Here is a 9,650-nt window from a genome sequence, read left to right as displayed (position 1 = left end):
CCGCGCGCCGGGCCCGAAGCCCCAGAGATTCACCAGTGGCGCCACCGTGACATCGTAGATGCCGTCGGTCGCGGCGCTGACCTTCAGCGCACGCTGAAGGGTTCTACCCAGCAACGGCCCGACAGGCTGCCAGTCACCCGCCGGCGCGGCATTCAGCAGCATCAGCTCGGTATCAGGCTGATACGTGGACAGCACGGCATTGGCGGCATCCAGCCGCGATTGCAGGCGGGCCTGCAGGGCAGTCGCGGTCATGCCTTCGGGCAGCGCGGCGACCCGCGCCTGCCAGTTCATGCTGTGATAGGCGACACCGCCCAGCACCACCGGCTCTGGAGGCTGGCGGGAGCAACCGGCCAGCAGCGCCAGCAGCAGCGCGGCAAGGCCGAGCCGGAGGGGGCGGCGGTGCTCAGCCACCGAAGTCATCGAGCAGGATGTTTTCGCGGTCGACACCCAGCTCCTCCAGCATCTTGATCACGGCGGCGTTCATGACCGGCGGACCGCACATGTAGAACTCGCAGTCCTCGGGAGCCGGGTGATCCCTGAGATAGTTCTCGTAGAGCACGTTGTGGATGAAGCCGGTATAGCCGGTCCAGTTGTCCTCGGGTTGCGGCTCGGACAGCGCCAGATGCCACGCGAAATTGGGATTTTCGGCGGCAAGCTGGTCGTACTCCTCCATGTAGAAGGTCTCGCGCAGCGAGCGAGCGCCATACCAGAAGCTGATCTTGCGCTTCGAGCCCAGGCGCTTGAGCTGGTCAAAGATGTGCGAGCGCATGGGCGCCATGCCGGCGCCACCGCCGATGAACACCATTTCGGCCTGGGTATCCTTGGCGAAGAACTCGCCGAAGGGGCCGAACACCGTGACCTTGTCGCCAGGCTTGCGCGAAAACACGTACGAGGACATCTTGCCCGGCGGGATTTCGTTCAGCTGGCGCAGCGGCGGCGTCGCGATGCGGATGTTGAACTTGAGGATGCCCTTCTCGTCCGGGTAGTTCGCCATGGAGTAGGCGCGAATGGTGGGCTCGCTGGTCCTGGACTTCAGGCTGAACAGATTGAAACGCTCCCAGTCGCCACGATACTCCTCGGGAATGTCCATGTCCTTGAAGTCGCACTCGTAGGGCGGGACCTCCAGCTGCACGTAGCCGCCAGCACGGAAATGCACGTCCTCGCCCTCGGGCAGCTTCAGAGTCAGCTCCTTGATGAAGGTGGCGACGTTGTCATTGGAAACGACCTCGCACTCCCAGCGCTTGACCCCGAAGAGCTCCTCGTCGAGCTCGATGCACATGTCCTGCTTGACCTGGAGCTGGCAGCCCAGGCGCCAGCCATCCTTGATCTCGCGCTTGGTGAAATGCGGCTCCTCGGTGGGCAGAATGTCACCGCCACCGGACTTCACGCGCACGCGGCACTGGCCGCAGGAGCCACCGCCGCCACAGGCGGAGGACAGGAAGACCTTCTGATCGGCGAGCGCGCCCAGCAGCTTGCCGCCGCTGCTGACCTCGACCCGTTTTTCGGGGTCGTCGTTGATTTCCAGCACCACGCTGCCGGCGGAAACCAGCTTCGAGCGCGCAGCGAGAATGACCAGCACCAGCGCCACCACGATGCCGGTGAACATGAGCATGCTCAGGATGAGGATGTATTCGGTAGACATGATCTCCCCCTTAGAGCTGGATGCCGGAGAACGACATGAAGCCCAGCGACATCAGCCCCACGGTGATGAAGGTGATGCCCAGGCCCTTGAGGCCGGCGGGCACGTCGCTGTACTTCAGTTTTTCGCGGATGCCCGCCAGCAGCGCGATGGCCAGTGCCCATGACAGACCCGCGCCGATGCCGAACACCACGCTCTCCGGCAGGTCGTACTCACGCTGCTGCATGAACAGCGCACCACCGAGGATGGCGCAGTTCACCGTGATCAGCGGCAGGAAGATGCCCAGCGCGTTGTAAAGCGACGGCACGTACTTGTCGAGCACCATTTCCAGTATCTGGACGAAAGCGGCGATGGTGCAGATATAGACCAGCAGCGACAGGAAGCTGAGGTCGATGGCATCCGCGTCGGCCACCCCGGTCCAGGCCAGCGCGCCCGGCTTGAGCAGGTAATTGAAGGCCAGGTTGTTGATGGGCATGGTCAGACCCATGACCACCACCACCGCGATGCCCAGCATGACGGAGGTCTGCACTTTCTTGGAAATGGCCAGGAAAGTGCACATGCCCAGGAAGAACGCCAGGGCCATGTTCTCGACGAAGACCGAGCGGACGAAAAGACTCAGGTAATGTTCCATGATTCCGCTCCGTTCAGTGCGACCGCTGGGCCTTGGAGTTCGGCGCGATGCTGAACTCGTCCTTCTCCTGCTGCACCGTCTTCCAGCTGCGCAGGGCCCAGATGATGAGGCCGATCAGGAAGAAGGCTGACGGCGGCAGCAGCATCAGACCGTTCGGCAGATACCAGCCCCCCTGCGACAGGGTCGGCAGCACCGGCAGGCCGAACCAGGTGCCGGAGCCGAAGATCTCGCGGATGGTGCCCACCACCAGCAGCAGCGCGGAATACCCCAGGCCGTTGCCGAGCCCGTCCATGAAGCTGACACCGGGCGGGTTCTTCATGGCGAAAGCCTCGAGACGCCCCATGACGATGCAGTTGGTGATGATCAGGCCAACGAACACCGACATCTGCTTCGAGATGGCCGGCGCGAACGCCTGCAGGAACTGGTCTACGATGATCACCAGCGACGCCACCACCACCATCTGCACGATGATGCGGATGGAGTTCGGAATGACGTTGCGGATCACCGACACGAACAGGTTCGAGAACGCCGTGACCACGGTCAGGCCGATGGACATGGCCAGCGCCGTCTTCATGTTCGACGTCACCGCCAGCGCGGAACAGATGCCCAGCACCTGGAACACCACCGGATTGGTGTTCAGGATGGGCTGGATCACGATGTCGCGGATGCTTTGCTTGTCGGACATGGTCAGACTCCTGTCTCGCGAACCTTGTCGAGGAACTTGCGGAAACCCAGGTCTCCCATCCAGAACTGCAGCAGGTGGGTCACCCCGTTGCTGGTCAGCGTGGCCCCCGACAGGGCATCTATCTGATGAACGGCCTCCGGCTTTTCCGGATTCACGCCCTTGTGCAGCGCCAGCAGCGGCCTGCCGCCACCGTCGCCATAGACCTGCTTGCCGACCCAGCTCGCCTGCCACTTCGGGTTGTCGACCTCGCCGCCCAGACCCGGTGTCTCGGCATGCTCGGTGAAAGTGATGCCGGCGACCGTGCTGCCGTCACTGCCCAGCACGAGATAGCCGTAGAGGGTGGACCACAGGCCGTAGCCGGACACCGGAAGCACGATGCGCTCGGCCTTGCCGTCGGCGCCCCGGAGCACATAGATGTCGGCCTGCAGTGCCCGGCGCTTGAGGCCGGCGACATCCTGATCGGCGCTGAGGGCGATGGAGGCCGCGGGCTCCTTGGTGGCGCGGCGCTGGTCGAAACGGTCATCCAGATCGACGCGACGATAATCGCCACTGTCTAGGTCGACCAGATAGCGCTCGAGCTTCGCGAACTCGCCGCGCACCTGCTCGGGACTGCCCTCGCCTTCGGCAAGCACGCCGGCGGCAGCGAGGATCTTGCGCTGCTTGTCCAGCGCGCGGTTGGTTTCCTGGATGGGCTTGAGCAGGGTCACCGCGGCGGCCAGCGCGATCGAGCAGACCACCGACAGCACCACCGCCACGGTGATGGTCTTGGCATTGGATTCCTTAGCCATGGCGCGCCGCCCTCCGCTTGATGTTGGCCTGCACCACGAAATAGTCGATCAGCGGCGCGGTGAGGTTGGCGAACAGGATGGCCAGCATCATGCCTTCCGGGTAAGCCGGATTGACGATGCGGATCAGCGCCGCCATGGCGCCGGCGACGAAACCGAAGATCCAGCGGCCGGTGTTGGTCATGGAAGCGGATACGGGGTCGGTGGCCATGAACACCATGCCGAAAGCGAAGCCGCCGAGCACGAAATGCCAGTGCCAGGGCATGGCGAACATCGGGTTGGTGTCCGAGCCGATGGCGTTGAACAGCAGCGAGATGGCGATCAGGCCGGCCAGAACGCCGGCCATGATGCGCCACGAGGCGACCCGGGTGCCGAGCAGGATGACCGCGCCGGCAAGGATGGCCAGGGTCGACACCTCGCCCACCGAACCGGGCAGGCTGCCGAAGAAGGCATCCCACCACGTCAGCGGCTGCAAGCCGTGCTCGCCCAGTCGCTGCATGTGCTCGTAGCCGACCGCATTGGCCTGGCCCAGCGCGGTGGCCCCGGTGTAGCCATCGACCGCCTGGCTCCACAGCGCCGGGCTGCCAGCGGTCCAGACCGTATCGCCGGACATCTGCGCAGGGTAGGCGAAGAACAGGAAGGCACGACCGGCCAGCGCCGGGTTGACGAAGTTCTTGCCGGTGCCGCCGAAGACTTCCTTCGCGATCACGACACCGAAGCTGATGCCCAGCGCGACCTGCCAGAGCGGGATGGTCGGCGGACACACCAACGCGAACAGCACGGAAGTGACGAAGAAACCCTCGTTGACCTCGTGGCCGCGCTTCTGCGCGAACAGCACCTCCCAGAAGCCGCCGACAATGAAGGTCACCAGATAGATGGGCAGGAAATAGCTCGCGCCGTAGACCAGGCAGTCCCACCAGCTGCGGTGGTCGAAGCCGGCGACCAGGCCGATCGCCCACACGCGCCAGGCATCGGTAAGCTGGTCCGGGGTGGCGCCGGGCACGTTGGCCAGCAGCGTCAGCGCCTGGTTGCCGACATTCCACATGCCCAGGAACATGGCCGGAAAAGTCGCTGCCCAGACGATGATCATGATGCGCTTGAGATCGATGGAGTCGCGCACATGCGCAGCCGCGTGGGTGACCTTCCTCGGACTGTAGAAGAAGGTGTCCACGGCCTCGAAGAGCGCTGCCCAGCTTTCATGCCTGCCGCCTTTCTGGAAATCGGGCGCCATGGCGTCGAGTTTGTTCTTCAGCCAGCTCATCGGCTCAGCCCTCCTTCTCGATGCGGGTCAGCACATCGCGCAGGATGGGACCGTATTCGTACTTGCCGGGACAGGCGTAGGTGCACAGCGCCAGGTCCTCTTCGTCCAGCTCCAGGCAGCCCAGTGCCTGGGCCTGGTCGGTATCACCGACGATCAGGCTGCGCAGCAGCTGGGTCGGCAGGATGTCCAGCGGCATGACCTGCTCGTAAGTGCCGACCGGCACCATGGCGCGCTCGGAGCCGTTGGTGCTGGTGGTCATGTCGAAGGACTTGCGCAGGAACTTGCCCAGGTACAGGTTGAGCACCGAACTGCGGTGGGTGCCGGGGCGCAGATAGTGCAGCAGCTCACGATCCCGGTCTTCGGCCAGCACGGAGACCTGGAGATGGTAACGACCCAGGTAGGCCTCGCTGTCCGCACCATGGCGACCGGACAGCACGGAACCGGAAATCACGCGATTGTCGCCCGGCTGCAGCTGGCCCGCCGTCAAGTCAGCCAGGGAGGCGCCCGCCAGCGTGCGCAGCAGACGCGGCTGGCGCACCACAGGCCCGCCCAGGGAGATCACGCGGCTGCTGTCGAGCCGGCCGGTGACAAACAGGCGGCCGATGGCCATGACATCCTGATAGTTCAGGTGCCAGACCGTGCGCGTGGCCGAGACCGGATGCATGAAATGGATGTGCGTGCCTACCAGCCCGGCGGGGTGCGGCCCGCTGAAGCTCTCGACCCGGGCCGGGCCGGTGGCGAAAGTGGCGTCCGGCGCACGTGCGACCAGCAGCGCAGGCGAGAGCCGCGACAGCACCGTCAGTCCATCGACGAAGGCCTGCTCGTCGAGGCCGATCACCACTGCCGGATCGGCGGCCAGCGGATTGCTGTCCATGGCATTGACGAAGATCGCGGACGGCGTGCTGCCGGGCACCGGCACCTTGCTGTATGGGCGCGTGCGCAGCGCCGTCCAGAGGCCGGATTCGATCAGCTGGGCACCCACCTTCACGGCGTCCAGACCCGCCAGTCCCGCGCGGTCGTGCGCCGTGAAAACCACGGATTCGCTGCTGTCAGGTTCGATGTCGATGACCAGGGAGAGGAAGACACGGCGCGCGCCGCGATTGATGGCGCGGACACGGCCGGTGGCCGGCGCGGTGTAGACCACCTCGGGATTCTTCTTGTCCGCGAACAGGGCCTGTCCGGCGACAACGCGGTCACCCTCGGCGACCTTCATGGTGGGCTGCAGTCCAGGATAGTCCGCGCCCAGCAGGGCCACGGCACGCACCGGCACGGACCCGCCAAGCTCCTGGACAGGGGCTCCCGACAGCGGGAGATCCAGCCCTCGCCTGATCTTGATCATGATGATTTCCAGCGAGCAGTTATTGTTTTGAACCAGCGCTTGCGATTTCTTGCCGGGCTCCTCGGCCTCGGTTACGCATGTGCTATGTGAGGGATTATAGGCAAAAAGTCTTGCCCGAAAAGCAGAACAGGGGCATATGCCCCTGTTCTTTCGACAAATTGCAGGCCTCAGCCTGACAAATGTCAGCCTTCCTGCGGCAGCGCGAGGTAGTGCGTGCCGGCAATCTGCTCGGCGATGCGCATGACCTGGCAGCTGTAGCCCATCTCGTTGTCGTACCAGACGTAGAGGTTGGCGCGGTTGCCGTTCACGATGGTGGCCTGGGCGTCGTAGACACCGGCCGAGCGCGAACCGATGAAATCCGACGAAACGGCTTCCGTCGAGTTGGTATAGTCGATCTGCTCCTGCAGGTTGGAGTGCAGCGAGACGTTGCGCAGGTACTCGTTGATCTCTTCCTTGCTGGCCGACTTCTCCAGCGTCAGGCTGAGGATGGCCATGGACACGTTCGGGGTCGGCACGCGGATCGAGTTGCCGGTGAGCTTGCCCAGCAGCTCCGGCAGCGCCTTGGCGACGGCCTTGGCGGCACCGGTCTCGGTGATGACCATGTTGAGCACGGCGGAGCGGCCGCGACGGTCGGCCTTGTGGTAGTTGTCGATCAGGTTCTGGTCGTTGGTGAACGAGTGCACGGTCTCGACGTGGCCGGCGAGGATGCCGTACTGCTCGTTCATGACCTTCAGCACCGGGGTGATGGCGTTGGTGGTGCAGGACGCGGCAGACAGGATGGTGTCGGCATCGGTGATGGTGTCGTTGTTGACACCGTAGACGATGTTCTTGATGTCGCCCTTGGCCGGCGCGGTCAGGATCACGCGGCTGACGCCGGCGCAGGTCAGGTGGCGACCGAGGCCTTCGCTGTCCTTGAGCTTGCCGGTGTTGTCGATCAGCAGCGCATTGTCGATGCCGTACTGGGTGTAGTCGATGTCTTCCGGCTTGCCGGCGTAGATGACCTTGATGAAGTTGCCGTTGGCGATGATGGCGTCGTTCTCTTCATCCACCGCGATGGTGCCTTCGAACGGGCCGTGGATGGAGTCGCGGCGCAGCAGCGAGGCGCGCTTCTGCAGGTCGTCGTCGGTGGTCTTGCGCACCACGATGGCACGCAGGCGCAGGCCGCCGTGGTTGCTGGCCTTCTCGATCAGCAGGCGGGCCAGGATGCGGCCGATGCGGCCGAAGCCGTAGAGCACGACATCACGCGGCTCGCCCTGCTGGGCCAGGCCGACGCCCGGCTGCACGGCCTTCTCGACGAAGGCGCGCAGGTCCTGGCCGGCACCGTGCTCGCGGTAGTCGATGGCAATCTTGCCGAGGTCGACCTGGCACGGGCCCAGATTCAGGCTGTTGACGATCTCGAGGATCGGGAAGGTGTCGACCACCGACAGGTCGCCGGCGATCATGCGCACGCGGCGGTGGTACTTGAGGATCTGGATCACCGAGCGGTTGACCAGGGCGCGGCCGAAGACCGTGGTGACGACATTGCGCTCGCGGTAAAGCGCGCCGATCAGCGGAATCATGGATTCGGCGATGGCTTCACGGTTCTTCCAGCGGCCGAAGTGGTCGGCCTGCAGCGCCTTGATGGTTTCGACGGACACGGTGAGGTTCCTCTCAGGGTGTGTAAGAAGGCGGCGATTCTAAGGCCTTTGGTGCGAATCATTCCAGTCTTGCCCGTCCGGCGCGCACCGGACGGGTGGTGCCGGCGGCGCGAAGACCGCTCCATCAGCGGCCGGACAGCCCCGCCCCGCGCCCCCGCAAGCCGCCTCAGGCGCCGGCGTCGCGGATGAACACGGGGTCGTCGGCCTTCGACAGCTCGAGGCTGTAGCGGTAGCCGTCGACTTCGTAGCCGCGCAGGTCCTCGACACGCTCGATGCGGTTCTGCAGCAGCCAGGCGCTCATGCGCCCGCGCGCCTTCTTGGCGAAAAAGCTGATCATCTTGTACTGGCCGTTCTTCTCGTCGCGGAACTGCGGCGTGATCACCCGCGCCTGCAGCTTCTTCGCGTTCACCGAACGGAAGTANCCAGCACCTCGTCACCCTGGGCCGCCAGCGCCGCCTGCAGCGCCTCGGTGATGCGGTCGCCCCAGAAGTCGTAGAGATGGCGGCCGCGGCCGTTGGGCAGGTCGGTGCCCATCTCCAGACGGTAGGGCAGCATGAGGTCGAGCGGGCGCAGCAGCCCGTAGAGACCGGAGAGGATGCGCAGGTGCGACTGCGCGCGCTCGAGGTCGGCGGCGGAGAAGCCCTCGACTTCCAGTCCGGTGTAGACATCGCCCTTGAAGGCGAACACCGCCGGACGGGCATCGGGCTGGTCGTAGTCCGGCTGCCAGCCCTGGTAGCGCGCGACGTTGAGCGCGGCCAGCTTGTCCGACAGCGACATCAGCGTGGCGATCTCGGCCGGCGTCTTCTGGCGCAGGATGGCGATCAGCTCGGCGGAATCGGCCAGGAAGTCCGGCCGCGTCAGCGGCGGCAGCGCTGCCGGCAGCGGCGATTCATAGTCCAGCGTCTTGGCCGGTGAAACAACGATCAGCATGGGTCACTCCGCGGGACATGTCGTGCGAACGGGCAGCTAGTATAGTGGGCGCCGCCCCACCTGCTTCAAGGATGCACCCATGGACAACGCGGTATCGGAACTCGCCATCGCCCCGGAGACCGCCGTCGTGCTGTCGCCGCGCGTGTGGCGCATCACCGCCGCCAACCCCGGACTGATGACCGGCCCCGGCACCAACAGCTATCTGCTCATCGGCCATGACTGCTGCGCCGTGGTCGACCCCGGCCCCGCCGACGACGCCCACCGCGACGCCCTGCTCGCCGCCGTGGCGGCCTGCGGCCTGCCGCTGCGCCACATCCTGCTCACCCACACGCACCGCGATCACTCGCCGGGCTGCCTGGCACTGGTCGCGTCCAGCGGCGCCAGCGTGCTGGGCATGCCGCCGCTGGACGGCGACCCCACCCAGGACCGCGACACCCGCTTCGACCGGGTGCTCGCCGACGGCGAGCGCTGGGAGGCGCTGGGCTGGCCGCTGCACATCGTGCACACGCCCGGGCACGTCGAGAACCACCTGTGCTTCCACGACCCGCAGGAAGGCTGGCTGATCACCGGCGACCACCTGATCCAGGGATCGACGGTGGTCATCATTCCCCCGCACGGCCGCCTGACCGACTACATGCGCTCGCTGCGCCTGCTGCTGCCGCTGGGCCTGCGCGCCCTGCTGCCCGGCCACGGCAAGGTCATGACCGATGCCGAGGCGGTGGTGCGCGCCACCCTTGCCCACC

The 9,650-nt window shown here is 65.4% G+C and carries 9 protein-coding genes and 1 pseudogene; 1 reads left to right on the top strand and 9 read right to left on the bottom strand.

The annotated features are described in order from the left end of the window. From C5O18_RS03165 to yaaA, 9 genes and pseudogenes are all read right to left on the bottom strand, one after another. Window positions 1–420 (bottom strand): FAD:protein FMN transferase (locus tag C5O18_RS03165; protein ID WP_206389702.1); only part of this gene is annotated, 420 nt, incomplete at its 3' end. Beyond that, complete coding sequence (gene nqrF, locus C5O18_RS03160) at window positions 404–1,642, bottom strand: NADH:ubiquinone reductase (Na(+)-transporting) subunit F (RefSeq protein ID WP_105191408.1); 1,239 nt, start codon at window positions 1,640–1,642, stop codon at window positions 404–406. The genes C5O18_RS03165 and nqrF, both read right to left, overlap by 17 nt. A 10-nt stretch (window positions 1,643–1,652) precedes the next feature. Then, window positions 1,653–2,270, bottom strand: a complete 618-nt coding sequence (gene nqrE, locus C5O18_RS03155; protein WP_105191407.1) for an NADH:ubiquinone reductase (Na(+)-transporting) subunit E — start codon at window positions 2,268–2,270, stop codon at window positions 1,653–1,655. Between the two features lie 13 nt (window positions 2,271–2,283). After that, window positions 2,284–2,955 (bottom strand): NADH:ubiquinone reductase (Na(+)-transporting) subunit D, encoded by a 672-nt coding sequence (locus tag C5O18_RS03150; RefSeq protein ID WP_105191406.1) that lies wholly within the window; start codon window positions 2,953–2,955, stop codon window positions 2,284–2,286. A gap of 2 nt (window positions 2,956–2,957) precedes the next feature. After that, window positions 2,958–3,743, bottom strand: coding sequence for a Na(+)-translocating NADH-quinone reductase subunit C (locus C5O18_RS03145; protein ID WP_105191405.1), 786 nt, complete (start codon window positions 3,741–3,743; stop codon window positions 2,958–2,960). Then, window positions 3,736–5,001, bottom strand: a complete 1,266-nt coding sequence (locus C5O18_RS03140) for an NADH:ubiquinone reductase (Na(+)-transporting) subunit B (RefSeq protein WP_105191404.1) — start codon at window positions 4,999–5,001, stop codon at window positions 3,736–3,738. Before C5O18_RS03140 ends, C5O18_RS03145 begins: the two co-directional genes overlap by 8 nt. A 4-nt stretch (window positions 5,002–5,005) precedes the next feature. Further along, window positions 5,006–6,340 carry a Na(+)-translocating NADH-quinone reductase subunit A gene (locus C5O18_RS03135; protein WP_105191403.1) on the bottom strand — a complete coding sequence of 445 codons (1,335 nt, stop codon included), beginning with the start codon at window positions 6,338–6,340 and terminating at the stop codon, window positions 5,006–5,008. A 182-nt stretch (window positions 6,341–6,522) separates the two neighbouring features. Continuing rightward, a complete protein-coding gene (locus C5O18_RS03130; RefSeq protein ID WP_105191402.1) occupies window positions 6,523–7,977 on the bottom strand; it encodes a glyceraldehyde-3-phosphate dehydrogenase in 1,455 nt (484 codons plus the stop codon). A gap of 166 nt (window positions 7,978–8,143) precedes the next feature. Beyond that, window positions 8,144–8,907: pseudogene (yaaA, locus tag C5O18_RS03125) on the bottom strand (peroxide stress protein YaaA). Between the two features lie 79 nt (window positions 8,908–8,986). Between yaaA and C5O18_RS03120 the strand changes: the two are divergent. Next, the coding region (locus tag C5O18_RS03120) for an MBL fold metallo-hydrolase (RefSeq protein ID WP_105191401.1) at window positions 8,987–9,650 on the top strand (664 nt) is incomplete at its 3' end.

Origin of the sequence: Amnimonas aquatica (assembly GCF_002943415.1) — a bacterium.
Taxonomy (GTDB): domain Bacteria; phylum Pseudomonadota; class Gammaproteobacteria; order Pseudomonadales; family Moraxellaceae; genus Perlucidibaca; species Perlucidibaca aquatica_A.
Note: the sequence above shows the minus strand (reverse complement) of the source record. Positions and strands in the feature narration are given on the sequence as shown.

Coding starts and splice junctions, on each gene's coding strand:
- C5O18_RS03140 (WP_105191404.1), bottom strand. CDS start 5,001: ATGAGCTGGCTGAAGAACAAACTCGACGCCATGGCGCCCGATTTCCAG.
- nqrE (WP_105191407.1), bottom strand. CDS start 2,270: ATGGAACATTACCTGAGTCTTTTCGTCCGCTCGGTCTTCGTCGAGAAC.
- C5O18_RS03135 (WP_105191403.1), bottom strand. CDS start 6,340: ATGATCAAGATCAGGCGAGGGCTGGATCTCCCGCTGTCGGGAGCCCCT.
- C5O18_RS03150 (WP_105191406.1), bottom strand. CDS start 2,955: ATGTCCGACAAGCAAAGCATCCGCGACATCGTGATCCAGCCCATCCTG.
- C5O18_RS03145 (WP_105191405.1), bottom strand. CDS start 3,743: ATGGCTAAGGAATCCAATGCCAAGACCATCACCGTGGCGGTGGTGCTG.
- nqrF (WP_105191408.1), bottom strand. CDS start 1,642: ATGTCTACCGAATACATCCTCATCCTGAGCATGCTCATGTTCACCGGC.